Origin of the sequence: Pseudomonas sp. Au-Pse12, assembly GCF_021341665.1 — a bacterium.
Taxonomy (GTDB): Bacteria; Pseudomonadota; Gammaproteobacteria; order Pseudomonadales; family Pseudomonadaceae; genus Aquipseudomonas.
In genome coordinates this window covers 371257-397138 of record NZ_JAJTTH010000006.1, presented here as the reverse complement: position 1 = coordinate 397138, position 25882 = coordinate 371257, and the positions used below count along the sequence as shown (strand labels likewise).

General features: G+C 64.1%; 25 protein-coding genes. 12 read left to right on the top strand and 13 right to left on the bottom strand.

Annotated elements, in window-relative coordinates; all coding sequences use genetic code 11:
* Window positions 1–226 precede the first annotated feature (226 nt).
* Both ompR and LXM55_RS19405 read left to right on the top strand, forming a co-directional pair.
* On the top strand, window positions 227–967 hold the full coding sequence (gene ompR / locus LXM55_RS19410) for an osmolarity response regulator transcription factor OmpR (RefSeq protein WP_016966992.1): 741 nt from the start codon (window positions 227–229) through the stop codon (window positions 965–967).
* A 105-nt stretch (window positions 968–1072) separates the two neighbouring features.
* Window positions 1073–2386, top strand: a complete 1314-nt coding sequence (locus LXM55_RS19405) for an ATP-binding protein (protein WP_233321867.1) — start codon at window positions 1073–1075, stop codon at window positions 2384–2386.
* Window positions 2387–2473: 87 nt separating this feature from the next.
* Here LXM55_RS19405 and rimK read toward each other — a convergent pair whose 3' ends face one another.
* Window positions 2474–3379, bottom strand: coding sequence for a 30S ribosomal protein S6--L-glutamate ligase (rimK, locus tag LXM55_RS19400; RefSeq protein ID WP_007931744.1), 906 nt, complete (start codon window positions 3377–3379; stop codon window positions 2474–2476).
* Entirely contained in the window at window positions 3376–3858 is a 483-nt protein-coding gene (gene rimB, locus LXM55_RS19395) for a retropepsin-like aspartic endopeptidase RimB (RefSeq protein WP_007931742.1), read from the bottom strand. Before rimB ends, rimK begins: the two co-directional genes overlap by 4 nt.
* Before the next feature lie 390 nt (window positions 3859–4248).
* Here rimB and LXM55_RS19390 point away from each other — a divergent pair, with 390 nt between their 5' ends.
* Window positions 4249–4653 (top strand): RNA-binding S4 domain-containing protein, encoded by a 405-nt coding sequence (locus tag LXM55_RS19390; protein ID WP_016966989.1) that lies wholly within the window; start codon window positions 4249–4251, stop codon window positions 4651–4653.
* A gap of 38 nt (window positions 4654–4691) precedes the next feature.
* Here LXM55_RS19390 and LXM55_RS19385 read toward each other — a convergent pair whose 3' ends face one another.
* The gene (locus tag LXM55_RS19385) at window positions 4692–5504 is read right to left on the bottom strand and encodes a phosphatase PAP2 family protein (RefSeq protein ID WP_233321866.1); all 813 of its coding nucleotides are present in this window, start codon (window positions 5502–5504) and stop codon (window positions 4692–4694) included.
* Between the two features lie 99 nt (window positions 5505–5603).
* On the opposite strand from LXM55_RS19385, the gene hslO reads away from it, so the two are divergent.
* Together hslO and LXM55_RS19375 are read left to right on the top strand one after the other, a co-directional pair.
* Entirely contained in the window at window positions 5604–6506 is a 903-nt protein-coding gene (gene hslO / locus LXM55_RS19380; RefSeq protein WP_233321865.1) for an Hsp33 family molecular chaperone HslO, read from the top strand.
* A 179-nt stretch (window positions 6507–6685) separates the two neighbouring features.
* Window positions 6686–8230, top strand: coding sequence for a phosphoenolpyruvate carboxykinase (locus LXM55_RS19375; RefSeq protein WP_233321864.1), 1545 nt, complete (start codon window positions 6686–6688; stop codon window positions 8228–8230).
* 63 nt (window positions 8231–8293) lie between these two features.
* On the opposite strand, the gene LXM55_RS19370 is transcribed toward LXM55_RS19375, so the two are convergent.
* From LXM55_RS19370 to LXM55_RS19355, 4 genes are all read right to left on the bottom strand, one after another.
* Window positions 8294–9148 carry a DMT family transporter gene (locus LXM55_RS19370; protein ID WP_233321993.1) on the bottom strand — a complete coding sequence of 285 codons (855 nt, stop codon included), beginning with the start codon at window positions 9146–9148 and terminating at the stop codon, window positions 8294–8296.
* A 62-nt stretch (window positions 9149–9210) separates the two neighbouring features.
* Window positions 9211–10482 (bottom strand): type II toxin-antitoxin system HipA family toxin, encoded by a 1272-nt coding sequence (locus LXM55_RS19365; protein WP_233321863.1) that lies wholly within the window; start codon window positions 10480–10482, stop codon window positions 9211–9213.
* Complete coding sequence (locus LXM55_RS19360) at window positions 10479–10973, bottom strand: helix-turn-helix domain-containing protein (RefSeq protein WP_233321862.1); 495 nt, start codon at window positions 10971–10973, stop codon at window positions 10479–10481. Before LXM55_RS19360 ends, LXM55_RS19365 begins: the two co-directional genes overlap by 4 nt.
* A 135-nt stretch (window positions 10974–11108) precedes the next feature.
* Window positions 11109–11462 (bottom strand): DUF1493 family protein, encoded by a 354-nt coding sequence (locus LXM55_RS19355; RefSeq protein WP_233321861.1) that lies wholly within the window; start codon window positions 11460–11462, stop codon window positions 11109–11111.
* Between the two features lie 233 nt (window positions 11463–11695).
* On the opposite strand from LXM55_RS19355, the gene LXM55_RS19350 reads away from it, so the two are divergent.
* The 4 genes from LXM55_RS19350 (at window position 11696) to LXM55_RS19335 (ending at window position 16693) form a co-directional block, all read left to right on the top strand.
* On the top strand, window positions 11696–12850 hold the full coding sequence (locus LXM55_RS19350) for a tetratricopeptide repeat protein (RefSeq protein WP_233321860.1): 1155 nt from the start codon (window positions 11696–11698) through the stop codon (window positions 12848–12850).
* A gap of 67 nt (window positions 12851–12917) precedes the next feature.
* Window positions 12918–14048: a polysaccharide deacetylase family protein gene (locus LXM55_RS19345; RefSeq protein ID WP_233321859.1), complete on the top strand. Its 1131-nt coding sequence runs from the start codon at window positions 12918–12920 to the stop codon at window positions 14046–14048.
* Between the two features lie 163 nt (window positions 14049–14211).
* Complete coding sequence (locus tag LXM55_RS19340; protein ID WP_233321858.1) at window positions 14212–16146, top strand: RecQ family ATP-dependent DNA helicase; 1935 nt, start codon at window positions 14212–14214, stop codon at window positions 16144–16146.
* 112 nt (window positions 16147–16258) lie between these two features.
* Window positions 16259–16693 (top strand): acyl-CoA thioesterase, encoded by a 435-nt coding sequence (locus LXM55_RS19335; protein WP_233321857.1) that lies wholly within the window; start codon window positions 16259–16261, stop codon window positions 16691–16693.
* A 22-nt stretch (window positions 16694–16715) separates the two neighbouring features.
* Here the strand turns inward: LXM55_RS19335 and LXM55_RS19330 are convergent, their stop codons facing one another.
* From LXM55_RS19330 to LXM55_RS19320, 3 genes are all read right to left on the bottom strand, one after another.
* Window positions 16716–17189, bottom strand: a complete 474-nt coding sequence (locus LXM55_RS19330) for a YMGG-like glycine zipper-containing protein (RefSeq protein ID WP_233321856.1) — start codon at window positions 17187–17189, stop codon at window positions 16716–16718.
* Window positions 17190–17415: 226 nt separating this feature from the next.
* Complete coding sequence (locus LXM55_RS19325; protein ID WP_233321855.1) at window positions 17416–19764, bottom strand: FdhF/YdeP family oxidoreductase; 2349 nt, start codon at window positions 19762–19764, stop codon at window positions 17416–17418.
* A 282-nt stretch (window positions 19765–20046) separates the two neighbouring features.
* Window positions 20047–20934 (bottom strand): LysR family transcriptional regulator, encoded by an 888-nt coding sequence (locus LXM55_RS19320; protein ID WP_233321854.1) that lies wholly within the window; start codon window positions 20932–20934, stop codon window positions 20047–20049.
* Between the two features lie 136 nt (window positions 20935–21070).
* Here LXM55_RS19320 and lysM point away from each other — a divergent pair, with 136 nt between their 5' ends.
* A complete protein-coding gene (gene lysM, locus LXM55_RS19315) occupies window positions 21071–21511 on the top strand; it encodes a peptidoglycan-binding protein LysM (RefSeq protein ID WP_233321853.1) in 441 nt (146 codons plus the stop codon).
* A gap of 49 nt (window positions 21512–21560) precedes the next feature.
* On the opposite strand, the gene yrfG is transcribed toward lysM, so the two are convergent.
* Window positions 21561–22223 carry a GMP/IMP nucleotidase gene (gene yrfG, locus LXM55_RS19310; protein ID WP_233321852.1) on the bottom strand — a complete coding sequence of 221 codons (663 nt, stop codon included), beginning with the start codon at window positions 22221–22223 and terminating at the stop codon, window positions 21561–21563.
* 223 nt (window positions 22224–22446) lie between these two features.
* Here yrfG and nudE point away from each other — a divergent pair, with 223 nt between their 5' ends.
* Together nudE and cysQ are read left to right on the top strand one after the other, a co-directional pair.
* The gene (nudE, locus tag LXM55_RS19305) at window positions 22447–23013 is read left to right on the top strand and encodes an ADP compounds hydrolase NudE (RefSeq protein ID WP_233321851.1); all 567 of its coding nucleotides are present in this window, start codon (window positions 22447–22449) and stop codon (window positions 23011–23013) included.
* 11 nt (window positions 23014–23024) lie between these two features.
* Complete coding sequence (gene cysQ, locus LXM55_RS19300) at window positions 23025–23852, top strand: 3'(2'),5'-bisphosphate nucleotidase CysQ (protein ID WP_233321850.1); 828 nt, start codon at window positions 23025–23027, stop codon at window positions 23850–23852.
* 116 nt (window positions 23853–23968) lie between these two features.
* Here the strand turns inward: cysQ and LXM55_RS19295 are convergent, their stop codons facing one another.
* Both LXM55_RS19295 and LXM55_RS19290 read right to left on the bottom strand, forming a co-directional pair.
* Entirely contained in the window at window positions 23969–24424 is a 456-nt protein-coding gene (locus tag LXM55_RS19295; protein ID WP_233321849.1) for a YiiD C-terminal domain-containing protein, read from the bottom strand.
* Window positions 24425–24461: 37 nt separating this feature from the next.
* On the bottom strand, window positions 24462–25865 hold the full coding sequence (locus tag LXM55_RS19290) for a sigma-54-dependent transcriptional regulator (protein WP_233321848.1): 1404 nt from the start codon (window positions 25863–25865) through the stop codon (window positions 24462–24464).
* Window positions 25866–25882 lie beyond the last annotated feature (17 nt).

The window sequence follows — 25882 nt, the reverse complement described above, 5'->3', positions numbered from 1 at the left end:
TACTGCCGGCCCGGGTAAAAAAATAAACCGGCAAAGTCGTACTGATCAGATATTGCCCAACACAAAAGGCGGCGCATTATACCCAGCGTTGGTCGCCGCGGGGTGATCGCCAGCCTCAGGCCGACAGCGGGTTTGCTGGCGATGGAGGAAAAATCTGCTAACAATGCACACGGTGCGTATAACGGCAGCTACGCCATAATGCGCACCGAGATTAGAGGAGCATCCAATGAGCAGCACTGCACAAACTGCTGAAGGCGAAAAAATTCTTATTGTTGACGATGACCCGGGGCTGAGCAGCCTGCTGGAGCGTTTCTTCGTCAGCAAGGGCTACCGTGCCCGCGCAGTCCCGAACACCGAGCAAATGGACCGTCTGTTGGGTCGCGAAGTGTTCAACCTGGTGGTCCTCGACCTGATGCTGCCCGGCGAAGACGGCTTGACCGCATGCCGCCGCCTGCGCAGCGCCAACAACCAGATCCCGATCATCATGCTCACCGCCAAGGGCGACGAGCTGAGCCGCATCAAGGGCCTGGAACTGGGCGCCGACGACTACCTGGCCAAGCCGTTCAACCCTGACGAGCTGATGGCCCGGGTCAAGGCCGTGTTGCGTCGCCAGTCGGCTCCGGTGCCGGGTGCGCCGGGCAGCGAAGACGAAAGCGTGACCTTCGGTGACTACGAACTGTCCCTGGCCACCCGCGAGCTCAAGCGCGGCGATGAAGTGCACATGCTCACCACCGGTGAGTTCGCGGTACTCAAGGCCCTGGTGATGAACGCCCGCCAGCCGCTGACCCGCGACAAGCTGATGAACCTGGCCCGTGGCCGTGAGTGGGATGCCCTGGAGCGCTCCATCGACGTGCAGATCTCGCGCCTGCGGCGGATGATCGAGCCCGATCCTTCCAAGCCGCGTTATATCCAGACTGTCTGGGGCGTGGGTTATGTCTTCGTGCCGGATGGCACCGCGACCAAGTGATAGGTGCTGTGTAGGAGCGAACGCCCGGGCCGGTAACGACCCGGGCGTTCGCATTCCACAAGGCTGCGAGCGCGAGTCGCTCCTGCAAAGTGTGTAGTGGCTGTTATGAAAACCCCGCTGTGGTTCCCCCAGAGTTTCTTCTCCCGCACCTTGTGGCTGGTGCTGATCGTGGTGCTGTTTTCCAAGGCATTGACCCTGGTTTATCTGTTGATGAACGAGGACGTGCTGGTGGACCGGCAATACAGCCACGGTGTGGCCCTGACCCTGCGCGCCTACTGGGCCGCCGATGAATCCAACCGCGACCAGATCGCCGAGGCTGCCGGCCTGATCAAGGTGGTGGGCAGCGGCGTGCCGGCCGGCGAGCAACACTGGCCCTACAGCGAGATCTACCAGCGGCAGATGCAGGCCGAGCTGGGCGCCGACACCGAGGTGCGTCTGCGCATGCATGCGCCGCCGGCGCTCTGGGTGCGGGCGCCGAGCCTTGGGGATGGCTGGCTCAAGGTGCCGCTGTATCCGCATCCGCTGCGGGGGCAGAAGATCTGGAGCGTGCTGGGCTGGTTCCTGGCCATCGGCCTGCTGTCCACCGCCTCGGCGTGGATCTTCGTCAGTCAGCTCAACCAGCCGCTCAAGCGCCTGGTGTATGCCGCCCGGCAACTGGGCCAGGGCCGCAGCGTGCGGCTGCCGATCAGCGATACACCGAGCGAGATGACCGAGGTGTACCGCGCCTTCAACCAGATGGCCGAGGACGTCGAGCAGGCCGGACGTGAGCGTGAGCTGATGCTGGCCGGGGTGTCCCACGACCTGCGCACACCGCTGACCCGCTTGCGCCTGTCGCTGGAGCTGATGGGCGAGCACACCGACCTGACCGACGACATGGTCCGGGACATCGAGGACATGGACGCCATTCTCGATCAGTTCCTGGCGTTCATCCGCGACGGCCGCGACGAGTCGGTGGAAGAGGTGGACTTGAGCGACCTGGTGCGCGAAGTGGCCGCGCCCTACAACCAGAACCAGGAACGGGTGCACCTGCGCCTGGAGCCGATCCAGCCGTTTCCGTTGCGCCGGGTATCGATGAAGCGCCTGCTCAACAACCTGATCGGCAACGCCTTGAATCACGCGGGAACGGATGTCGAGGTGGCGGCCTATGTGTCCGGTGACACCAATGCGCCGTATGTGGTGCTGAGCGTGATGGATCGCGGCGCGGGGATCGACCCTTCGGAGCTGGAGGCGATCTTCAACCCCTTCACCCGTGGCGACCGTGCCCGGGGTGGCAAGGGCACTGGCCTGGGGCTGGCCATCGTCAAGCGAATTGCCGCCATGCACGGCGGCAACGTCGAACTGCGCAACCGCCCCGATGGCGGCCTGGAAGCGCGGGTGCGCTTGCCATTGGGGCTGCTGCTGCCGCGTGACGCAGACTAAGAAGCAGCTGCAAGCTGCAAGCTCCAAGCGACAAGTGAGGCTCAGCGCTTCTACTTGCCGCTTGCAGCTGGAAACTTGCCGCTATTTTTACCCTTTGCCCTTGGTCCGGGTCATGTTCGGCCCGCCATTCTTTTCGATGTGCTCGATGATGATCCCCGCCACGTTCTTGCCGGTGGTGGTCTCGATGCCTTCGAGGCCCGGCGAGGAATTGACCTCCATCACCAGCGGCCCGTGATTGGAGCGCAGGATGTCCACCCCCGCCACGCTCAACCCCATGACCTTGGCCGCCCGCAGCGCGGTCATGCGTTCTTCCGGGGTGATCTTGATCAGGCTGGCGCTGCCGCCGCGATGCAGGTTGGAGCGGAACTCCCCCGGCTTGGCCTGGCGCTTCATGGCCGCGATCACCTTGTCGCCCACCACGAAGCAGCGAATGTCGGCACCACCGGCTTCCTTGATGTATTCCTGAACCATGATGTTCTGCTTCAGGCCCATGAAGGCCTCGATCACCGATTCCGCGGCGGTGGCGGTTTCACACAGCACCACGCCGATGCCCTGGGTGCCTTCCAGCACCTTGATCACCAGGGGCGCGCCGTTGACCATTTCGATCAGGTCGGGAATGTCGTCCGGTGAATGGGCGAAGCCGGTCACCGGCAGGCCGATGCCACGCCGTGATAGCAGTTGCAGCGAACGCAGTTTGTCCCGCGAACGGGCGATGGCCACCGACTCGTTGAGCGGGAAGACCCCCATCATTTCGAACTGGCGCAGCACCGCGCAGCCATAGAAGGTCACCGAGGCACCGATCCGCGGGATCACCGCATCGAAGCCTTCCAGGGGCTTGCCGCGGTAGTGGATCTGCGGTTTGTGACTGGCGATGTTCATGTAGGCGCGCAGGGTATCGACCACTACCATTTCATGGCCACGCTCGGTGCCGGCCTCGACCAGACGACGAGTGGAATACAGACGCGGGTTACGCGACAGCACAGCGATCTTCATGCAACACCTGTGGCAGAGGTAGTGGATACCGGGAACACCGGTTTGTCTTGTACGTACTTGATGCCCGGATTGACCACCAGTTGGCCGTCGATCAGGGCCTTGGAGCCCAGCAGCAGGCGATAGCGCATGGCCTTGCGGCAGGCGAGGGTGAATTCCACTCGCCACACGCGATCGCCCAGGGCCAGGGTGGTGCTGATTACATAGCGCACCTGAGCCTGGCCGTTGGAGCTTTTAATGGTTTTCATCGCCACCAGCGGCGCTTCGCAACGCCGGTGGCGCAACTGCACCACACTGCCCAAGTGGGCATTGAAGCGCACCCACTGCTCACCGTCGCGCTCGAAGGGCTCGATCTCGGTGGCATGCAGGCTGGAGGTACTGGCGCCGGTGTCGATCTTGGCGCGCAGGCCGGCCACTCCCAGATCGGGGAGCGCCACCCATTCGCGCAGACCGACAACGGTCAAATGGTCAAAAGTCTTCAAATATGGGAAATCCGCAATGTACTTTTCTTTGGCTTTCGGCGATGACTCTAGTCCTCAACTCCACACAGATTGTGACAATCATCGCGGATGATCATCCGGCGCGCCTGCGGCCGCCGAGTCGATGCAGGTCAAGCAGCCGAATTCGCGGTATTCACGCAGAATCTGCGGCAAATGGCGACAGTTATCTCTGTACCGGCTTCCAGGATTTCGAAACGCGCTCGACCCGGGAACGCGCACCACCTGGGCCAGCGGATTGGTCGCGAGATCTCGGTGACCAGGACGCCTCGCGTATCAGGGCGCAACCTGGGTTATTTTAGGTGAGCGGCAGGGTTTATGAGAGCCCGCTTGCAGGCTCTACCGTTGCGACATTTTTCAGCAAGAGGAATTCCAGTGGCGCACAAGCAGGAAGAAGAGGACAAGGTACGTCTGGATAAATGGCTGTGGGCGGCGCGTTTCTACAAGACCCGTGCCCTGGCCAAGGCGGCCATCGAAAGCGGCAAGGTGCATCACCGTGGCGAACGCTGCAAACCGGGCAAGGAACCGCGGGTAGGCGATGAATATCAGATTCGCGCCGGCTTCGACGAGCGCACCGTGGTGGTCCAGGCCCTTTCCATCGTTCGCCGTGGCGCGCCCGAAGCGCAGACGCTCTACACGGAAACCGAAGCCAGCATCGCCAAGCGCGAAACTGCGGCGGCCCAGCGCAAGGCAGGCGCCCTGGGCGTCAGCACCGATGGCAAACCGAGCAAGAAACAGCGCCGGGACCTGTTCAAGTTCCACGGCAGCAGCCACGAGTGAAAGCATAGGAGCCGGCTTGCCGGCTCCTACAGGCCTGATCAGCGCAGCAGGCTGCTGGCGCGGACCACGTTCATGCGCGACAGCACCGGCATCCGGCTCATCAGCTTGAACAGCGGATGCGTCAGGCGCAGCAGGAAGTTCGACATCCGCGCCGCATACGGCGTGTAGTAGCCCCAGCCCAGGGCCAGCACCGCCAGCAGCACGCCGCCGATGTAGTCGTCCTGGCCCCAATGCGCGCCCGCCACCAGGCGCGGCATCATGAACAGCAGGGTCAGGCACCAGACGATCAGGAACTGGCCGACGCTGCGGCTGAAGATCCCCATGAACAGGCCCCAGATCAGCAGCACCGAAGCGTGGTCGCCGGGGAAGCTCTGGCTGGAGCGGTCCTTGAGTTCCCAGGTCTTTTCCCAGCCAGGGAAGTAGTCGCTCATGTGCACGGCGCCTTCGAGCACCATGGACGGGCTGTTGTGTTGCCAGTTCATCAGCGCCACCAACTTGGAAAACAGTGCGCGAATCACCACCATAAGAATCAGGATCGACAGGAAACCGAAAAACGCCCGACGCACGTCCACCGCCTTGAACACCCAATCACCGCGAATCAGCAGGCCGAGCATGATCAGGCCCACCACGACATCGAAGGGGCGCAGGCTGGCCACGGCCCAGATGTGCAGCCAGGTGGCGTTTGTTGCGAGGGGGGCGTTGAGGTGGCGGAACAGCCACTCGTCGAACATTGCGCAGTACATCTGTCCGGTCGGCCACAACCAGAATCCCAGCAGGGCCAAAGGGAGTAAATTGCACAGAACCAGCTTGCCGAGGTTCCACCTTGCTTGGAACAAACCCGGATTGTTCATAAAATATCTCCAATCACCGCAAAAACTGCACCCTAATGGTGCAAAAACGTAATTTTCGGTGCTTGTAACCTTTTTGTCATCATTCAGATACCCAGACCTATGACTGATTTGCCGGATACCGACTTCACTCAACGCTTCATCTTTGATGAGAGCGACGCCCGCGGCGAGTTGGTGGCGCTGGAGCGCAGTTACGCTGAAGTCCTCGCCAAACACGCCTATCCCGAGCCGGTGGCACAGCTGCTCGGCGAGCTGATGGCGGCGGCGTCGTTGCTGGTCGGCACCTTGAAGTTCGATGGCTTGCTGATTCTCCAGGCCCGCTCCGAAGGCCCGGTGCCGTTGCTGATGATCGAGTGCTCCAGCGAGCGCGAGATCCGCGGCCTGGCCCGCTACGACGCGTCGCAGATCGCCCCCGACGCGACCCTCGCCGACATGATGCCCAACGGCGTCCTGGCCCTGACCGTGGACCCGACCCAGGGCCAGCGTTACCAGGGTATCGTCGACCTGGACGGCGCCACCCTGGCCGAATGCTTCACCAACTACTTCGTCATGTCGCAACAGACCGGCACCCGTTTCTGGCTCTATGCCGACGGCCGCAATGCCCGTGGTCTGCTCCTGCAACAACTGCCTGCCGATCGCCTGCGCGATCCGGAGGAGCGCGAAGCCAACTGGCAGCACCTCACCGCGCTGGCCAGCACCCTGACCGCCGATGAACTGCTGAGCCTGGACAACGAAACCGTGCTCCACCGTCTGTACCACGAAGAGGCCGTGCGCCTGTTCGACGTGCAACCGCTGCGTTTCCGCTGCAGTTGCTCCCGTGAGCGTTCGGGCAATGCACTGGTCAGCCTGGGGCTGGAAGATGCTCAGGAGCTGGTGGTGGAACATGGCGGCAGCATCGAGATCGATTGCCAGTTCTGCAACGAACGCTACCTGTTCGATGCCGCCGATATCGCGCAATTGTTTGCCGGTGCGGGCGTCGACACGCCGTCAGATACTCGTCACTAAAACGGTTCAGCGCAGGTAAATCACCTGGCAAACGCCGGAATTACGCCGTACTGACGGGAGGACCCTACTATTTTTGGGCTTTTCTGGCATAATCCGGCGCACTTTTTTCGCGGTAGTAGTGCGCGAGTTTCTACTACAAAACGTTTGGAGCACTCGGCCAATGGCCGACGGGGAACCTCATGACGCAAGCCAATAACGCCGTGTACACCGATCTGAGTGTGGATGATCTGGTCAAAGAAGCCCTGAACCGCGGTGAGGGCGAACTGGCCGATACCGGCGCTCTGGTGGTTCGCACCGGTCATCGTACCGGCCGTTCGCCAGTGGACCGTTTCATCGTTGAAGAGCCCACCACCCAGGACGCTATCGCCTGGGGCCCGATCAACCGCAAGTTCCCGGCGGCCAAGTTCGACGCCCTGTGGGACCGCGTTGAAGCCTACCTGGGCGAGCGCGAGCGTTTTGTTTCCCACGTGCATGTAGGTTCCGATCCGGCGCACTACCTGCCAGTGAAAATGACCACCGAGACTGCCTGGCACAACCTGTTCGGCCGTTGCCTGTTCATCAACCCCGAGCAGTACAACGCCGGTGGCAAAGACGAATGGCAGATCCTCAACGCGCCAAACTTCGTCTGCGAGCCTGAGCGCGACGGCACCAACTCCGACGGCACCGTGATCCTCAACTTCGCGGCCAAGAAAGTGCTGATCGCCGGCATGCGCTACGCCGGTGAAATGAAGAAAGCCCTGTTCTCCGTGCAGAACTTCCTGCTGCCAGCTGCCGACGTGCTGCCGATGCACTGCGCCGCCAACATGGGCGAAGAAGGCGACGTGACCCTGTTCTTCGGTCTGTCGGGCACCGGCAAGACCACCCTGTCGGCCGATGAAAGCCGTTACCTGATCGGTGACGACGAACACGGCTGGGGCGTGGGCGTGGTGTTCAACATCGAAGGCGGTTGCTATGCCAAGTGCATCGACCTGTCGGAGAAGAACGAGCCGGTGATCTGGAAAGCCATCCAGCACGGTGCCGTACTGGAAAACGTTGTGATCGACCCGGTCACCAAGAAAGCCGACTACGCCGACGACAGCCTGACCCAGAACAGCCGTGCCGCCTACCCGCGCGAGCTGATCGAAAAACGCGCACCGAAGAACCTCGGTGGCGAGCCTAACGCGGTGATCTTCCTGACCTGCGACCTGACCGGCGTACTGCCACCGGTGTCGATCCTCAGTGAAGAACAAGCCGCCTACCACTTCCTGTCCGGCTACACCGCTCTGGTGGGCTCGACTGAAATGGGTTCGGGCTCGGGCATCAAGTCGACCTTCTCCACCTGCTTCGGCGCCCCGTTCTTCCCGCGTCCGGCTGGCGAATACGCCGAGCTGCTGATCAAGCGCATCCGCGGTTTCGGCTCCAAGGTCTACCTGGTCAACACCGGCTGGACCGGCGGTGGCTACGGCGTGGGCAAACGCTTCAACATCCCCACCACCCGTGGCGTGATTGCAGCGATCCAGAGCGGCGCGCTGATCGGTGCCGAGACCGAGCACCTGGACATCGTCAACCTGGACGTGCCGAAAGCCGTACCGGGCGTCGAAACCGGCCTGCTCAACCCACGCAACACCTGGGCTGACCAAGCTGCCTACGACGAAGCCGCCAAGGCCCTGGCCGGCCTGTTCATCGAGAACTTCAAGAAGTTCGACGTGAGCGACGCGATCAAGGCTGCCGGTCCAAAGCTGTAAGCTTCGACCTGCAATGAAAAAGCCGCCCTTCGGGGCGGCTTTTTTGTGGGCTACAGAAAGGCCTCACGCCTTCAAGTGCAGCACCAACGCCCCCAGCAACACCAGCACCACCCCGGTCACTTGCACCGCCGTCAGCCGCTCCTTGAAGAACACATAGCCCAGCACCGCAGCAATGCCGCCGGACAGCGTACTGATCACCGTCACCACCGACACCGAGCCGCTCATGGCGCCCCAGGAAAAGGCGAAGAAGGCGCCGAGGTTCATCAGGCTGGTGGAGGCCAGCAGACCGCAGTTTTTCAGCGGCGGGATCTTCAGCCCGTCCGCGACTTTCAGCACCATCAGCAGCATCACCCCGCTGCCCACGGCGTAACCCAGCCAGAGCATGCTGATCGGCCCCAGTTGCGGCAGGGTGTAGCGGCCCTGCAGCCAGAAGCTGGTGCCATACAGAACGGCCGAGAGCAGGGCGAAGAAGATCGAGCGGCCGGCGGCGGTGCTGTGGGGCAGCTTGGGATCCGAGTGCAGGCTGGAGAGGATCACGCCGATCACGCACACGAGGATGCACAGCAGTTGCAGCAGGCTGATCTGTTCGCCGCTGGCCCAGGACAGCAGGGTGGTGACCACGCCGTAGGAGGTCACCAATGGGGCGACGATGGAGGCCTTGCCCAGGGAGAACGCCTTGCCCAGGGCCAGGGCGCCGGAGACGGTAAAGGCCGCGGCGACCACGCCCATCAGCCAGACTTGCGCGGGCGCGGCCATGGCCTTGTAGAGGATGGCCGGAAAGATCACCAGCAGCAGGCTCATCAGGGTGAACCCCAGGCTCTGGCTGAAGAACACCGCACGTTTCACGCCCACGGCGCGGACGTTGAGCCCCACGAGGAAATCGGTGCCGCCCCAGAGCAGGGCGGCGAGCAAGCCCATCAATACGTCCACTGACTGTCCTTGTCGATTGACGGGTTGGAGGAGTCCAACAGCCGCGCTGTTTACTGCTGTGCGAGTCGAAACGCCGACGCCATGCGTTCTTGTTCACGCCGGGACAGCCCCAGGGCCTGGGCCAGGGTGGGCCATTGGCGAACCACGCTCTGGCAGTGTTCGATGATGCCTTCCGCCTCTGCACGACCGAGGCGGAAATATGCCGCTACTTCCCGTGCCAGTTCAAGGTCCAGCGCATTGTCGGCTTCGCTGATGTTGAGTTTCAGCCCGTTGGCGTGGGCGCAGGGGTTCATGTCGTAGGCCGGGGACAGGCGCCAGCCGCGTCCGGGTTCAAACATGAAGCCATGGTTGCGCAGGTGGTCGTCGCTGTTGGACACCAGCAGGTTGAAGACCATGCGCGACCACAGCTCACGCAGGTCGGCACGGGTCTGCGCGCCGTGGGCGATCAGCACTTCGGCCAGTTCCAGGTAGCTGGCGCCGGTGGAGGCGTCGTCGCTGTCACTGCGATCGGTGAGGGTCATGGCCGAGGCAAAGTGCAGTCGGCCACCCGCTTCGGTACGGTCGAAACGCTTGATCATGAAGCAGTGCTGGTCGCTGGCGAAGCGTTGCGCCATGGCCCCGGGAACCCGCAACCCGCAGTGGCTGGCCAGGGCGTTGACCAGCATCTCCCAGGCGCCGACGTCATGCTCGTCGCGGACGCTGGGAAACTTGGCGATCCACAGGTGGCCCTTGTCGTCGGCGACGCTGGCCTTGGGGCGGGCGCCACCCAGCGATCCACCCGGGGCGATCAGCATGCGCAACCATTGGCCGCCGTCGGCGGAAGTGTTGTGCGGATCGTTTTCCAGGGCGCGGCTGGCCTGTTCCAGGGCGCGCAGCTCGACGAAGGGCGGCGCCGCGAGGCCGTCGCGGTCATCCAGGAACGGGCCTTGGTCATCAAGGCGATAGCGCAGGGCGCCGACGCGATACAGATCGTGCACCCCCAGCAGCAGGTCGGCGTCCTGCAGGCGGGTGCCGGCGGGCGTCAGGCCTTCGCGGATGTCCCGTTCCAGCCGGCGTTGCATCAGCAGATGGCCCCAGCGATCGGGGCTGGAGTCGGCAAACACGCCAAAGCGGTTTTGCTGCTGGCCGCTGAATTGCCGGCCGGCGAATCGCCCGATGCGCGGGTCCAGGGCAATGCTGGTCAGCTCGGGATCGAGCAGCGCCGCGGGGTCATATTCGAACTCGAAGACACTGGCAGCGCGGACCGTCCTGACATGCAGCCAGCCCAAGCGCCTTGGCCCGCCCAAGGATTGCCAGTCGGCATAGACGGCGATCAGGGTCATGGCTCGTCCATCCTTGGCGCCGGCTTCTTCGCGGGCTGTAGCAGGCTGCTCAGCGACTGGGTATTGATCGGGAAGTCAGCCGAGGGCGGGGCTGGGGGGATCGGCTCGGCCGCGGCTTCATGCAGCGTCAGGCCGGCAGCAGGCGCCTTGGCCGAACGCCGGCTGGGGGCCCGGCGCGTTTTGCCTGGCGCGTTGCTGTCTCCCGGCAAGAGTCGGGCATCTTGCAACTGGCGGCCCAGCTCGTCGCGGGCTGCCAGTTGCTCCAGGTCCCTTTCCAGCCCCAGCACCTGCATCACCGACAGGTAGGCACCCATGGTCACGCCGGACCCGCCAGACTCCAGGGAGCGCAAGGTGGTCAGTGACATGCCTGCGCGTTCGGCCACTTGCTTGGCGGTCAGCTTGCGCCGCAGGCGAGCCAGTTTCAGGCGTTCGCCAAAGGCATCGAGCAGCTTGCCTGTGGCGGGCAGGAGTGGGGCGGTTTTCTTAGACATGTGCCATTATTCCTGGGTTTTTTAACAGAAACTGCCAGAATATTAGCACTTGATTGCAGATGCGCCAGTTCGCTCCAGGGCTGGGCAGGCCGCTGCTGCGGATGTTTTCCGAGGGTGGATTTGACCCTGCCGGGGTTAGAGCGCTTCCAGCGCCTGGGTGTCCCAGCGCTGTTGCTTGATCGCCTGGTACAGCATGCCGATGGTCAGCGGCACCTTGTCGCCCCGGCCCTTGGCCCGGCGTTTCTGGAACGGGTCGAAGCCGTCGGGCTGGAAGTAGCGATAGCTGTCGAAATCGACAAAATCGAGAGCGAACTGCTCTTCCAGGGCCTGCAGCAAATGCCGGGCATCGGCGCCGTCGCAGCCCAGGTCGAGATTGATCGCGGTGCTAAGGCGAAGAGTCTTGCGTTCGGGCAGGCCGATTTCCTCATGCAGCAGCTGCATCAGCTGGCGCATGATGGCGTCGTCGGGAAAGTCGGGGGCCAGTTGCATGGTCGGGGTTCACTTGGCGTTTCTAGGGGGTGCAGTGTAAGGCGATTCGAGGCTCGGCTTGCAAGTGCTCGCCGGGACGTCCGGGAGCGTCGTGGCCAGTGGTTGAGGCGTTCACTTGGCGCTGCATTTCACGGATTCGGGCCGAGCATTGGCGGGCAAAACTGTGTATGGTTCGCCGCTGATTGGTGGGGCGGGGCAGAGCTCCTGCCCTCTTTGTCTACAGGGATTTTGTTATGGCTGTTTTCCGCCTGGCGGCGTTGTTGTGGCTAGGGATGCTGATGAGCCCGGTACAGGCTCAGTCGTTGTCGATCCAGGTGCTGGACGCAGTGGCCAAGGGCGCTGTGCTCGCCGATGCCGAGGTGCAGTTGGGGCAGGCTTCCGGGCGTACCGACGCCCAGGGGCGAGTGACCCTGGATGCCGCCGACTCAGGGGGCAGTGAACTGCTGATCCGCAAGCTCGGTTATGCCGACCTGCGGGCCAAGTGCCCGTGCCAGGGGCTGAGCTTCGCCATGAGCCCGGTGCTCAAGGATCCGCAAAGCCTGCGCGTGGTGCTGAGCTGGAGCGCGCCGGGGGAAGACCTGGACGCGTATTTGAGCTATCCCCACCGGCTGCTGTATTACGCCACGGGCACCGGGCCCGGCGCGCGAATGAATGTGGACAGCAGCGACAGCAGCGGGCCGGAAACCCTCACCATCGAACAGCCTGTGCCGGGCGATGCCTACGTGTATGCCGTGCACGATTTCACCCATGGCAATAACCCCGAATCGTTGCGCCTGGGCCGCAGCCAGGCGCAGGTCTTTGTCTATAGAGGCCCGACGCTGATGCGCAGCTACCGGGTGCCGCAGAACCGCCAGGGCAACCTGTGGGTGGTGTTTCGTCTGACGGCTGAGGGCCAGTTGCAGGACATCGATCGGGTGCTGCAGGGCAACCAGGAGGTGGAGGCGCGGATGGGCGAGCTCGATCCGTTGCTGGAGAATGCCAAGCCCATCGATGCGGTGCTGGCCAAGGACGAGGGGCCGGTGGATGCCAGAAGCCTCAACCAGAAAGGCGAAGCGTCCTACCGCAAGGGCGACTTCGGTGGCGCGACCGTCTATTACCGCGAAGCCATCGAGCTTGATCCCGGCTATGCCCAGGCCTACAGCAACCTGGCCCTGGCCAGCCGCAAGCACAGCCGCCCCGACGAAGCCATCGTCGCCGATCGCCAGGCAATCGCTCTGGCCAGCGGTCCTTCGGCGGCCACCGTACGCGCCAGCGCCTACTACGACATGGCGCGCATCTACGAGGATGCCGGGCAGTTGGCCACGGCGCTGGAGCACTACCGCAAGGCGCGGGAGCAGAAGGCCAACCCGGTGTACGACAAGGCCATAGAGCGGCTGCAGAACCGCTGATCACACAGGCAGAAGTTATCTCCACAACGCGCCGGCAGTGGCGCGTTGTGCATTTATGGAGGTTGGTATGCGAATTCGTGTTTTCCCCTGGTTGCTGGCGTTGTGTCTGAGCACGGGGGTGGCCCAGGCGGCCGGGCCTCTGGTGTTCGCCACCATCGACCGCAGCGGCTGGCCGACTCCGCTGACCAGCTCCGTGGATTTCGACACCGCCTCACGGGGCGAGATTCTGATGTTCGGCAAGGCCTTGCTGGCCAGCGAAACCCTGGATGAAAAGGCCTTGAAGCAACAGCTCGGGGTTCGCCAACTGGACCTCAAGTCGCTCAATCAGGTGCGCCAGCGCTTCTGGGAACAGCTGCTGGGCAACTACCAACTGGCCAGCCAGGACTGTGAGGCCGAACCGTTCTGCCTGCCTGTGCGCAACCTCGGCGAACTGCGCCAGCTGGTCGCCAGTTTCACCGGCGGGAGCAAGGCCTCCTACGCCGCCTGGGCCGAGGCCAGTACGCTGTTCCATCGGCAGTACCTGAATGAGCAACTGCGCCTGGCCGCCTTGTTTCCCTCTGTCAGCAGCGAGATCCAGCGCATGGACCCGGCCGAGCAATTGGGTGACGAACTGGCGGACCGGCAGTTCCTGCTGACCTTTGATGATGGCCCGAGCATTCGCGACGGGCGCACGGATCAGTTGATCGATGAGTTGCGCACCTACGATCTGCACAGCCTTTTCTTTGTCCTGGGGGACTCGTTTCAGGCGCGCCTGGGTCAATCGTCTGCCGGGCAAATGCGCGAGTTGTACGACGGTCAGTGCGTGGGCGTACATGGCTGGGAGCACAAGTCCCACTCCTCCTGGAGCGAATGGCAGGGTTCGGTGATCCGCAGCGCCAACCTGGCCAACCGCACGTTGACCCATGAGTACCTGCCGATATTCCGTCCGCCCTACGGGCAGCGTCGCAGCGACAGTGCCGGGTTCTTCAAGGCCCAGGAGCTGCGCCTGATGCTGTGGAACATCGACTCCCAGGACTGGAGCAAGAAGGTCAGCGCCGAGGCGGCCGCGCAGCGGGTGCAGACGCTGATGCTGCTCTGGCGGCGTGGCATCGTCCTGTTTCATGACACGCACGCCAAGGCAGCTCAAGCGGTGCCAGCGCTGCTCAAGGCCAATCAGCACAACGGCGTGCAGTGGCTGGATTGCCGGAGCCTGCGTTAGCGGTTGGCGACCTTCGCCGGCAAGCCGGTTCCTGCATCGGGGCCGCCGTTGAATGTCTTGCTCGCGGTAGCATCCGGTAGCTCTTTTTCCCCGACCTTTTCTGGCCTTGCCGATCTGCCCCGCTAGTCTTCAAGGCAGGTCAGCGGTCCAAGGAGTGACCCTCATGCACAGCACCCTGGAACAGGTCTTCGGTTATCCACAGTTTCGTCCGGGCCAGGAGGCCGCGGTCAGCGCGGTGCTGGCCGGGCGTTCGGCAGCGGCGATCTTTCCCACCGGCTCGGGCAAGTCGCTGTGCTATCAGTTGCCGGCCTTGCTGCTGCCGCACCTGACCCTGGTGGTCTCGCCGCTGCTGGCGTTGATGCAGGACCAGTTGGCGTTCCTCCAGCGCCACGGTGTTGCCGCCGCCAGCATCGACTCGGCCCAGGGCCGGGATGAAGCCAACGAGGTCATGGCCCGCGCCCGTTCCGGGGAACTGAAGATCCTGATGATCTCGGTGGAACGGTTGAAGAACGAGCGCTTTCGCAACTTCCTGCAGCAGGTGCCGATTTCCCTGCTGGTGGTGGACGAGGCGCACTGCATTTCCGAGTGGGGCCACAACTTCCGCCCCGATTACCTGAAGCTGCCGGACTACCAGCGCCAGTTCAATATTCCCCAAGCCCTGCTGCTGACGGCCACGGCCACGCCCAAGGTGATTGCCGACATGCAGGCCAAGTTCGCCATCGTCCCGCAGGATGTGGTGACCACCGGCTTCTACCGGCCCAACCTCAACCTGTTGGTGGAGCCGGTACGTGGCGCCGACAAGCGTCGACGCCTGGTGCAGTGGATGAGTGCTCGGGCCGGGCAGCCGAGCATTGTCTACGTGACCCTGCAAAAAACCGCCGAGCAGATCGCCGAGCACCTGAGCCGCGAGGGCATCGCCGCCGAGGCCTATCACGCCGGCCTGCCCCACGAGCAGCGCGAGTCGATCCAGCGGCGGTTCATGGATGGGCGCAGCCACTGCATCGTCGCCACCATCGCCTTCGGTATGGGCATCGACAAGAGTGACATCCGCAACGTGGTGCACTTCGACCTGCCCAAGTCCATCGAGAACTACAGCCAGGAAATCGGCCGCGCCGGGCGCGACGGCCAGCCTGCGGATTGCCTGGTGCTGGCCAACCGCGACAGCCTCAACGTGCTGGAGAATTTCGTCTACGGCGACACCCCGGAATTGAGCGGCATCCGCTGTGTGCTGGAGGACTTGCAGGCGTGCGCGGTGGAGGGGCAGTGGGAGTTCCTGCTTGGCCCCCTGGCGGACCAGAGCAACATTCGCCAGCTGCCGCTCAAGACCCTGCTGGTGCAGTTGGAACTGCGCGGCCTGATCGCTCCGCGCTACGCCTATTTCGCCGAGTACCGCTTCAAGCTCCTTGAGGAACCGCAGGCGTTGCTGGCGCGTTTCGACGGTGAGCGCCGGGACTTTGTCGAGGCGGTGATCAACACCTCCAGCCGCGCCCGGACCTGGGCCACGGTGAATTTCGACGCGCTCTACGAGCACTACCAGGCGCCGCGCAACCGGGTGGTCAAGGCCCTGGACTACTTCCAGGAAAAGGGCTGGGTGGAGTTGGAAAGCAAGCAGATGACCGAGGTCTACAGCTTGCTGCAGACGGATTTCGACGCTGTGGCCTTGAGCGCGGACCTGCACGGCTATTTCACCCGCCACGAGGGCAGCGAGATTGCGCGGATCCACGCCATGCTCGAGCTGTTCGCCACCGACGAGTGCCTGGGGCATCGCTTGGCGCAGTACTTCGGCGACCAGCAGGCGCCGCTGCGTTGCGGCCATTGCTCGGTTTGCCATGGCCAGGTGGCGCGCTTGCCGGAGCCCCCCGCGCTGCCGGCGCTTGTGGATAAAAGTTTTGACGGGCTGTGCGGCCAATTTATCCACAGGCACCAGCAGCACACGGGCGATAGGCCTGGGGCGGAGCGGCTGACCCGTTTCCTCTGTGGCATCAGCGTGCCGTTGTTCACCCGGCTCAAGGCCCGGAGCATTCCCGGTTTCGCGGCGCTGGAGGACTACCCTTACGCCGCCGTGCGTGAGTGGTGCGAGACGCATCTGGCGGCGTGAGCGTCCGGCGGCGCGATCGACGTAAAAGGGTTTGCCCAGGCTCGGCCGCCTGGGGTGAAATGCCGGGCGATCAACCGATCGTCTGGCCTGCAATCCATGGGAGAGAGCCCTGATGTCCGAGCCTATGCCGCAACGCGGCGACTACCGTCACTTCCAGCCGATCATCACGCGCTGGCATGACAACGATGTCTATGGCCATGTGAACAACGTCACTTACTACAGCTTCTTCGACACGGCGGTGAATACCTACCTGATCGAACAGGGCGGGCTGGACATCCATGATGGCGAGGTGGTGGGGTTCGTGGTCAGCTCGGCTTGCGACTACTTCGCCTCCATTGCCTTCCCCGAGCGCATCGAGATTGGCCTGCGGGTCGGCAAGCTGGGCAACAGCTCGGTGCAGTACGAGTTGGCGGTGTTCAAGGCGGGGGAAGCGGACGCTTGTGCGGCAGGGCGCTTTGTCCATGTGTTCGTGGATCGGGGATCGAACCAGCCGGTGCCGATTCCGCCCGCGTTGCGAGCGGCGCTGGAGCGTCTGCTGCTGGTTTGATCCCGATCGCTGTCGCGGCAGATCAGTCGCGGTCGTGATGGTGTTTGCGGTGCCCGTAGGCATGGCCGCGGCCACGGTGGCCATCGCGGTAGTAGCGGCGGTCGTCGCGGCCACGGTAGTCGCGATCTTCCCGGGCGCTTTCATTGCCCATGTAGTTACCCAGCGCGCCGCCGGCGCCACCGCCAGCGGCTGCGCCGATCAGGCTGCCGGTGTTGCCGCCCATGCTGCGGCCGACCACGTTACCGCCTGCTGCGCCGAGGGCGCCGCCAATGGCGGCCTGGCCGCGGCTGCGTTTGTCCGCACCGACCGCACTGCCGCCCGCGCCGCCCAGCGCTGCACCGATGGCGGAGCCGGTATTGCCGCCGATCTGTTGACCGACCACCGAGCCTAGAACCCCGCCCAATGCGCCACCCACACCTGCTTCAGTGGTGCCTCCGGCAGAGGCGATGCCGCTGACCAGGCCAAGGGACAACAAGAGAATCGAGGAGAACTTCATGGGGGAACCTCAAAGGGATGACGGCGCGATCCTGAGGCTGTATCACGAGGCTTACAAACGAAATCCGACGAATAGCACGAGTTGTACACAATCTCGTAACTTACTGTTTTTATTGCGGAACTTAAGTGGTTTTTACAGGTCTTTAGCTACTTCGGAACGGCCGCTTTGATACCAAGGCGGCCTTTTTTGTGCCTGGGATTTCGCCGGCAAGCCGGCGAACAGGCCCTCAGGCCGAGCGTGCCATGATCAGGCCATTATCGCTGGCTGCCTCCAGGCGGATGGCGATGAACTTGGACGTCGGGGTGTGGCTACCGTCGCCGGTGCTTTCCAGCGGCACCAGCGGGTTCACTTCCGGGTAGTAGGCCGCGGCCTGGCCCGCCGGAATGTCGAAAGCCAGCAAGGTGAAGCCCTTGACCCGGCGCTCGCGGCCGTCATCCCACAGCGAGACGATGTCGGCCTTCTGCCCCGGCTTGAAGCCCAGGCGGATGATGTCCGCCTCGTTGACGAACAGCACGTCGCGCTGGCCCTTGACCCCGCGGTAGCGGTCATCGAGGCCGTAGATGGTGGTGTTGTACTGGTCGTGGGAGCGCATCGACTGCAGGATCAGGTCCGGCAGTTGGCCAGTGGCCCGGGTGCGTTCGTGGATCAGGTCCTGGGGCAGCTGGTTGGCGCGGAAGTTGGCGCGCCCCGACGGGGTGTTCCACTGGCGCACGCCGGCGCTGTTGCCCAGGTAGAACCCGCCCGGATGCTGGAGCCGCTCGTTGAAATCCTTGAAGCCGGGAATGGTGTCGGCGATCAGGTCGCGAATGCGCCCGTAGTCGGCCGCCAGCCAGTTCCAGTCCACCGGCTGGCTGCCCAGGGTCGCGGCGGCGATGCCGGCGACGATCCACGGCTCGGAGCGCATCTGCGATGACAGTGGCTGCAACTGGCCGTTGGAGGCGTGGACCATGCTGAAGGAGTCTTCCACGGTCACCGCTTGCGGGCCGCCGGCCTGCTGGTCGATGTCGGTGCGGCCCAGGCACGGCAGGATCAGCGCGTCCTTGCCGTGGGCCAGGTGGCTGCGGTTGAGCTTGGTGCTGATCTGCACGGTGAGGTCGCAGTTGCTCAGGGCCTGGAAGGTCCGTGGGCTGTCCGGGGTGGCCTGGGCGAAGTTGCCGCCCAGGCCGATGAAGACCCTGGAGCGGCCTTCGAGCATGGCGTGGATCGCCTCGACCACGTTGTGGCCGTTGTCCCGCGGCACCTTGAACTGGAAGCGCCGCTCCAGGGCATCGAGGAAGGCCACCGGCGGGCGCTCGTTGATGCCCATGGTGCGGTCGCCCTGCACGTTGCTGTGGCCGCGTACCGGGCACAGGCCGGCGCCGGGCTTGCCGATGTTGCCGCGCAGCAGCATCAGGTTGGCGATTTCCTGGATGGTCGGCACCGAGTGGCGGTGCTGAGTGATGCCCATGGCCCAGCACATGATCACGTTCTTGCCCTTGGCGTACATGCGCGCCGCTTGCTCGATCTCCACCAGGGTCAGGCCGGACTGCTCGACGATCTGCTCCCACGGGGTGTCATCGAGGGTGCCCAGGTAGTCGAGCACGCTGGCGGTGTGGGCGTTGAGGAAGTCGTGATCGAACACCGATTCTGCACCGGCTTTCTGCGCATCGCGTTCCCACTGCAGGAGGAACTTGGCCATGCCGCGCAGCAGCGCCATGTCGCCGCCCAGGGCCGGGCGGAAGTAGGCGGTGTTGGTCGGGCGATTGCCGTTGGTGAGCATCTCGATCGGGCTTTGCGGGTGCTGGAAGCGTTCCAGGCCGCGCTCCTTGAGCGGGTTGATGCAGACCACCTGGGCGCCGCGCTTCACGGCTTCACGCAGCGGTTCGAGCATTCGCGGGTGGTTGGTGCCGGGGTTCTGGCCCCAGACGAAAATGGCGTCCGCGTGCTCGAAGTCGTCGAAGGTCACGGTGCCCTTGCCGACTCCGACGCTCTGCGCCAGGGCCACGCCGCTGGCCTCGTGGCACATGTTCGAGCAGTCGGGGAAGTTGTTGGTGCCGTAGGCACGCACGAACAGTTGGTACAGGTACGCCGCTTCGTTGCTGGCCCGGCCCGAGGTGTAGAACTCGGCCATGTCCGGGCTCGGCAGGTTGTGCAGGTGCTTGGCGATCAGGCTGAAGGCGTTCTCCCAACTGATGGGCTGGTAGCGGTCGGTCTCGGCGTTGTAGCTCATCGGCTCGGTCAGCCGGCCCTGGTACTCCAGCCAGTAGTCGCTCTGCTCCAGCAGCGCGGTGACGCTGTGCTTGGCGAAGAAGGCGGCGTCCACCCGGCGCTTGGTGGCTTCCCAGTTGACCGCCTTGGCGCCGTTCTCGCAGAACTTGACCATGCCGCTTTCCGGCGAGTCGCCCCAGGCGCAGCCCGGGCAGTCGAAGCCGCCGTTCTGGTTGGTCTTGAGCATCATGCGGATGTTCTTCAGCGCGTTGTCGCTGGTCAGCCAGGCCTGGGCCACGCTGATCAGGGCACCCCAGCCACCGGCCGGTCCCTTGTAGGGCTTGTAGCGGGCCACGGGTTTCTGATCGGCTTGGTTATGTGTACTCACGGGCGACTCTCCATCGCGGGCTACGGACCCGCAGCGCACTGTCAGGCGGCAGGTGGACAAGGTGGCGACACGGCTCGCGCGGCTGGTGCATGGCCAGGCAAGAGCGGTCGCGTACTAGCGTTCGAAGGGTGTTGAGGGGCTGGTTGGCAGCGAGTGCGGGTGCCCGTTTCGCCGGGGCTGGCGCCGCGCCTGGGTGACCAGCGGCGTAACGGCTCCCAAGACTAAGCGCGGCATTCTGTCGCGTCTAATTGCTAGTACTGATCTATTGATAGATGGCGTCGATCACGAACCGCTGAAGGATTGCTGGTAGAGGGCAAAGCAGGCTTGCGCCAGGGCCGAGCGTGGCGCGCTGCGGCGCATGATCAGGCCCAGGCGGGCCAGGGTCTGGGCGTCTTCGATGGGTTGCAGGCGCAGGTGCTCGGTGAGGGTTTCCAGGCCACTGTCCAACGGCATCACCGCGCAGCACAGGCCGCCGTGCACCATCTGCACCAGTTGATGGACGGCGTCGGTCTGGAGCACCGGTTGTGGTTGCAGGCCGCGAATGTGGAAGTTGTGGTCGATGGATTGGCGAAAGTGCATGCCGCTGGTGAGCAGGCCCAGGGGCAGCTCGATCAGCGCCTCCCAGCTCAGCGGCTGCTCGCCGAAGCTGAAGTGCCGATGATCGTAGAGCAGGCCCATGTGGGTCGGCTCCAGGGGCAGCGAGTCGAAGTGTTCGCTGTCCAGGCGCTCCAGGTAGGAAACCCCGAGGTCCAGGCGGTTGCTGGCCAGCTGTTCGAGGATCTGCTCCGAACTCAGGGACGAGAGTTCGAAGCGCAGGTTCGGGTGCTCGGCATGCAGGCGCTGCATCAATGGCTGCGGATTGAAGCTCGACAGCGGCACGACCCCCATGCGCAGGGTGCCCACCAGGTTGCCGCGGCAGGCGGCGGCCTCGGCCAGCAATCCGTCATAGGCGGTCAGCACCGTGCGGGCCCAGGCCAGGACCCGTTCGCCGGGCGCGGTGAAGCCTTCGAAACGCTGGCCCCGGTTGACCAGTGGCAGGTCGAGTTCTTCTTCCAGGCTGCGCAGGCGCATGGACAGGGTCGGCTGGGTGATATGGCAGCGCGCGGCGGCTTGGCCGAAATGCCGGGTTTCGTCGAGGGCGATGAGGAATTTCAGCTGCTTGAGGTCCATCTTCGCTCCGGAGCGGCAAAAGGCCGGGATTCTACCGCGTCGCCGTGACCTTGGGTCACCGGTCGCCGGGGAACCTCATCTGGTCGGGCTGGTCTAGTCTTTCGCGTCTGGATCTATCAACCAAGGAGTGTGCGACATGAGCATTTTCAGCTTTGTGAAGGAAGCCGGTGAGAAACTGATCGATCTGTTGACCCCGGGTAACGCCAATGCCAGTGAGCAACTCAAGGAACACATTGAAAAGGTCGGCCTGGGCAATCCCAATGTCCATGCCACGGTGGAAGGCGACAAGGTGATCGTCAGCGGTGAAGTGGCGAGCCAGGAAGAGAAGGAAAAGATCCTCCTGGCCCTGGGCAACATCGCCGGAGTCGGCAGCGTCGAGGACCAGATCAGCGTGACCGGCCCAGTGCTGGTGTCCGCGGTGTTTGTCACCGTGAAGAAGGGCGACACCCTGAGCGCCATTGCCAAGGTGCAATACGGCGACGCCAATCAGTACCACAAGATTTTCGAGGCCAACAAACCGCTGCTGTCCCACCCGGACAAGATCTACCCGGGCCAGGTGCTGCGTATTCCCGAGTAACCGTTCGAGCCGTTGCCGGGCGTAGGCGCGGGCTTGCCCGCGAAGGGTTTCACAGCCCTTCGATCAACGCCCGGTAATCCCCCAGCGCCGCGAACTCCGCGGTGTCCTTTGGTCCTTTGCGACTGTCCGGCTGGCTGACCGCCAGCAATTGCGCCACGCCGAAATCCCGTGCACTGCGCAGGATCGGCAGGGTGTCGTCGATGAACAGGCTGCGGGCCGGATTGAATTGGATATCGGCCTGCAGGGCGTCCCAGAACTGTGGGCTCTCCTTGGGGAAACCGTAATCGTGGGAGCTGATCAGGCGCTCGAAGTAGGGCGCCAGTTCGATCCGCTCCAGCTTCAATGACAAGGAGTCACGGTGGGCATTGGTGATCAGGATCACCCGTTTGCCGGCCTGCTTGATCGCCGCAAGAAAGGTGTCGGCGTCTGGGCGCAGGGCGATCAGGTGCGCCGTCTCGAGTTTCAGTTCGCGCACCGAGAGCTTCAGTTCGGCGCTCCAGAAGTCCAGGCAGTACCACTGCAACTGACCGGCATTGCGCTCGAACAGCGGTTGCAGCTCCAGCTCGGCCATGGCCCGGCTGACCCCGTGCAGCTCGGCGTAGCGCTGGGGCAGGTGTTCCATCCAGAAATGATTGTCGTAGTGCAGGTCCAGCAAGGTGCCGTCCATGTCGAGCAGGACGGTATCGATCTCGTGCCAGGGCAGTAGGGCCATCGAACACTTCTCCAGCGGTAAGAAAACAGCCGACCGGCTAGGTCGACAAGGCCAGTGGGGCAGGGGACGCCGGTCACTAGAAGGATAGAAAGGAGCCGCACTGAAGAGGACGGTCACACGCAGTAAACAATAGGTCCCGGAGCAGGGCGGCGCACGCGCAATCTGCAACCCGATCACCGTAAAACAGCCTGTATAGTAACCCGCTATCGCCAAGGAGCCCGCTATGCGCCAGAAACCCACCGTACTCGCCCGCGAGATCGTCGCCACCAGTCGTCTGTTCTGTGTCGAAGAGGTGCAGTTGCGGTTTTCCAATGGCGTCGAGCGGACCTACGAGCGCTTGGTGGGCAAGGGCGCGGGCTACGGCGCGGTGATGATTGTGGCCATGCTCGATGCCGAGCATGCGGTGTTGGTCGAAGAGTACTGCGGCGGCACCGACGCTTATGAACTGTCCCTGCCCAAGGGGCTGATCGAGCCGGGTGAAGATGTGCTGGCGGCGGCCGAGCGCGAGCTCAAGGAAGAGGCCGGGTTCGGCGCGCGGCAGTTGGAGCACCTGACCGAGCTGTCGCTGTCCCCGGGCTACATGAGCCAGAAGATCCAGGTGGTGCTGGCCAGCGACCTGTATGAAGAGCGCCTGGAGGGCGATGAGCCGGAGCCGATGCGGGTCGACAAGATCAACCTGCGTGAACTGGCCAGCCTGGCGCAGAATCCCCAGTTCAGCGAAGGCCGGGCCCTGGCCGCGCTGTACCTGACCCGCGACCTGTTGAGCCAGCGCGGGGTCTTTCAAGCATGAGTGAGGCGTCGATGAATTTTCCCCACCCTCTGTTGGCGCCGGTTGCCGAATTGGCCCTGCGCGCTGGCGAAGCGATCCTGCCGTTCTGGCGCGCCGACGTGGCAGTGAGCCACAAGGCCGACGAGTCGCCGGTGACGGCTGCCGACTTGGCCGCCCACCACCTGATCGTGGCCGGCCTCAAGGCCCTGGACCCGAGCATTCCGGTGCTTTCCGAAGAGGACGCGAACATTCCCCAGGCGACTCGTGCCAGTTGGCAGCGCTGGTGGCTGGTGGACCCGCTGGATGGCACCAAGGAGTTCATTTCCGGCAGTGAGGAGTTCACCGTCAACATCGCCCTGATCGAACAGGGGCGGGTAGTGTTTGGCGTGGTCTCGATGCCCACCAACGGCCGCTGCTATCTGGGCGGTGCCGGGCTGGGAGCCTGGCGCGTGGACCGCGGGCAGCCGCCGCAAGTGATCCAGGTGCGTGAGCAGCCGGGTGCCGGCGAAGCGTTTACCGTAGTCGCCAGCCGCCGGCATTCGAGCCCGGAGCAGGAGCGTCTGCTCAGTGGCTTGAGCGCCGCCCTGGGTGAGTTGCAACTGGCCAATATCGGCAGTTCGCTGAAGTTCTGCCTGCTGGCCGAAGGCGCTGCAGACTGTTATCCGCGCCTGGCGCCCACGTCGCAGTGGGACACCGCTGCGGCCCAGGGCGTGCTTGAAGGGGCGGGAGGCGAGGTGCTGGATCTGGCCGGCGCGGCGTTCTGTTATCCGCCCCGGGAGTCATTGCTCAACGGTTTCTTCCTGGCACTGCCGGCCAGGGCCGCGTGGCGCGGCAAGCTGCTGGAGCTGGCCCGCTCCTGATCGCCCTGCGGCGATTGGTTTTTGCAACCGCTGCTAGGAGCCGGCTTGCCGGCGAAGGGCCCCTTGAGCCCTGTGCAAGATTGGCTGGCACGCCAGCTCCTGCGCAATAGCGGCGGTTAGCGGTGCAGGACGTACTGGCCGGCGAAGCGCACGGCGTCTTCGTCGCTGCCGGCATTCACCACCCGGGTGTGCAAGGTCAGCCGGGCGCGGCCATAACGCTGGTACATGGTGATGAATTTTTTCCAGACCTTGTCATCCGGCGCCGCGCAGATCGCCACGGCATCGCCGGTTACCGGTAGTGGGTAGCTGATCTGGCCTTCCTGGATGACGATATGCCCGTCATCGATTCCCTGTTCCTTGAGCCGCAAATGCAGCCAGCCCCAACCGGCGAGCACTGCGCCGCAGTACAGGCTGCCACCGAACATGGTGCTCTTGTGGTTGACGTTGGCTGCCAGCGGCAATTGCAGACGCAGCTGCTGCGCCTGCCAGTCGAGCACCTTGAGGCCCATGTCCCGCGTCAGGGGAATGTCGTGGTGGAGGATGGATTCCAGGTATCGACTGTCGCGGTTCATGCAAGGGCCTCAAGGGTCAAGGGAATAACGGAAGGATTCATTCGGCGTCGTCGCCAGGCTGGCTGGCGACGCTGTCGGCGAAATTCAAACCGTGCTTGCGCAGCTTGTCGTGCAGGGTCTTGCGCGGAATCCCCAGGGCTTCGGCGAGGCTGCGCATGGAACTGTGGGGCTGGGCCATTTCGGCGGCGATCAGGGCCTTTTCGAAGTGTTCCACCTGCTCGCTCAAGCCACCTTCGATCAGGCTCGGAGCGGCTGTCGCCGCCTCCGGCGGGGTGTTGTCCAGGGCCAGCTCCAGGCCCAGGGCGAAGCGCTCGGCGGCGTTCTGCAGTTCTCGCACGTTGCCCGGCCAGTTATGGCGCAGCAGCAAGGCGCGGTGCCCGGGTTGCAGTTCCTGGGGCGGCAGGCCGTGGCGGGCACTGGCTTCGTCGGCGAAGTGCTGGAACAGCATCAACACGTCCTCGCCGCGTTCGCGTAACGGCGGAATGCTCAGCGGCGCGACGTTCAGGCGGTAGTAGAGGTCTGCACGAAAGCGCCCCTGGTCCGCGGCCTGGCGCAGGTCTTCCTTGGTCGCGGCGATGATGCGGATATCCAGGGGGATCTGCTGGTTGCCGCCCAGGCGTTCCACCACCCGCTCCTGCAGCAGGCGCAGCAGCTTGACCTGGACATCCAGGCTCATGCTTTCGATTTCGTCGAGGAACAGGGTGCCGCCGTTGGCGAATTCGAACTTGCCGATGCGACGTTTCTGCGCACCGGTAAACGCCCCGGGCTCGTGGCCGAACAGCTCGCTCTCCACCACCGACTCGGCCAGGGCCCCGGCGTTGATCGCCACGAACGGCCCGTTGCGCCGCCCGGAAAGGTCGTGCAGGGCGCGCGCCACGACTTCCTTGCCGGCGCCGGTTTCGCCGAGGATCAGCACATCGGCGCGGGTTGCCGCGAGGGCACCGATCTGCTGGCGCAGGCGCAGCATCGGCGCCGACTGGCCCACCAGCCGCGCGCTGAGTTCCTGGCGGTCGCTGAGGGCCAGGCGCAGGCTGCGGTTGTCCAGCACCAGGCGGCGCCAGTCCAGGGCCCGGCGCACACTGTCCAGCAGGGCATCGCTGGCGAAGGGCTTTTCCAGGAAGTCATAGGCGCCGGCGCGCATGGCCTGCACGGCCAGGGGCACATCGCCGTGGCCGGTGATCAACAGCACCGGCAGTTCCGGGTCCTGGGCATGCAGCTGGTTGAGCAATTCCAGGCCATCCATGCCGGGCATGCGGATGTCGCTGACCACCACCCCCGGCCAGTCCCGCTCCAGGCGCGGGGCCAGGCCCTGGGCCTCGGCCAGGGACAGCACCTTGAGCCCGGCCAAGTCCAGGGTCTGGCTCAGGGCCTGGCGCAGGTGGGGGTCGTCATCGATCAGCACCACTTGCAGCTGGGGATCGAGGCTGTCGGGATGGCTCATCGCTCACTTTCCAGATC

Excerpts from the sequence above, each read along its gene's own strand:
- ompR (WP_016966992.1), top strand. The coding sequence starts at position 227 with ATGAGCAGCACTGCACAAACTGCTGAAGGCGAAAAAATTCTTATTGTT.
- LXM55_RS19405 (WP_233321867.1), top strand. The coding sequence starts at position 1,073 with ATGAAAACCCCGCTGTGGTTCCCCCAGAGTTTCTTCTCCCGCACCTTG.
- rimK (WP_007931744.1), bottom strand. The coding sequence starts at position 3,379 with ATGAAGATCGCTGTGCTGTCGCGTAACCCGCGTCTGTATTCCACTCGT.
- LXM55_RS19385 (WP_233321866.1), bottom strand. The coding sequence starts at position 5,504 with ATGAACAATCCGGGTTTGTTCCAAGCAAGGTGGAACCTCGGCAAGCTG.
- hslO (WP_233321865.1), top strand. The coding sequence starts at position 5,604 with ATGACTGATTTGCCGGATACCGACTTCACTCAACGCTTCATCTTTGAT.
- LXM55_RS19375 (WP_233321864.1), top strand. The coding sequence starts at position 6,686 with ATGACGCAAGCCAATAACGCCGTGTACACCGATCTGAGTGTGGATGAT.
- LXM55_RS19370 (WP_233321993.1), bottom strand. The coding sequence starts at position 9,148 with ATGGGCTTGCTCGCCGCCCTGCTCTGGGGCGGCACCGATTTCCTCGTG.
- LXM55_RS19365 (WP_233321863.1), bottom strand. The coding sequence starts at position 10,482 with ATGACCCTGATCGCCGTCTATGCCGACTGGCAATCCTTGGGCGGGCCA.
- LXM55_RS19360 (WP_233321862.1), bottom strand. The coding sequence starts at position 10,973 with ATGTCTAAGAAAACCGCCCCACTCCTGCCCGCCACAGGCAAGCTGCTC.
- LXM55_RS19355 (WP_233321861.1), bottom strand. The coding sequence starts at position 11,462 with ATGCAACTGGCCCCCGACTTTCCCGACGACGCCATCATGCGCCAGCTG.
- LXM55_RS19350 (WP_233321860.1), top strand. The coding sequence starts at position 11,696 with ATGGCTGTTTTCCGCCTGGCGGCGTTGTTGTGGCTAGGGATGCTGATG.
- LXM55_RS19345 (WP_233321859.1), top strand. The coding sequence starts at position 12,918 with ATGCGAATTCGTGTTTTCCCCTGGTTGCTGGCGTTGTGTCTGAGCACG.
- LXM55_RS19340 (WP_233321858.1), top strand. The coding sequence starts at position 14,212 with ATGCACAGCACCCTGGAACAGGTCTTCGGTTATCCACAGTTTCGTCCG.
- LXM55_RS19335 (WP_233321857.1), top strand. The coding sequence starts at position 16,259 with ATGTCCGAGCCTATGCCGCAACGCGGCGACTACCGTCACTTCCAGCCG.
- LXM55_RS19330 (WP_233321856.1), bottom strand. The coding sequence starts at position 17,189 with ATGAAGTTCTCCTCGATTCTCTTGTTGTCCCTTGGCCTGGTCAGCGGC.
- LXM55_RS19320 (WP_233321854.1), bottom strand. The coding sequence starts at position 20,934 with ATGGACCTCAAGCAGCTGAAATTCCTCATCGCCCTCGACGAAACCCGG.
- lysM (WP_233321853.1), top strand. The coding sequence starts at position 21,071 with ATGAGCATTTTCAGCTTTGTGAAGGAAGCCGGTGAGAAACTGATCGAT.
- yrfG (WP_233321852.1), bottom strand. The coding sequence starts at position 22,223 with ATGGCCCTACTGCCCTGGCACGAGATCGATACCGTCCTGCTCGACATG.
- nudE (WP_233321851.1), top strand. The coding sequence starts at position 22,447 with ATGCGCCAGAAACCCACCGTACTCGCCCGCGAGATCGTCGCCACCAGT.
- cysQ (WP_233321850.1), top strand. The coding sequence starts at position 23,025 with ATGAATTTTCCCCACCCTCTGTTGGCGCCGGTTGCCGAATTGGCCCTG.
- LXM55_RS19295 (WP_233321849.1), bottom strand. The coding sequence starts at position 24,424 with ATGAACCGCGACAGTCGATACCTGGAATCCATCCTCCACCACGACATT.
- LXM55_RS19290 (WP_233321848.1), bottom strand. The coding sequence starts at position 25,865 with ATGAGCCATCCCGACAGCCTCGATCCCCAGCTGCAAGTGGTGCTGATC.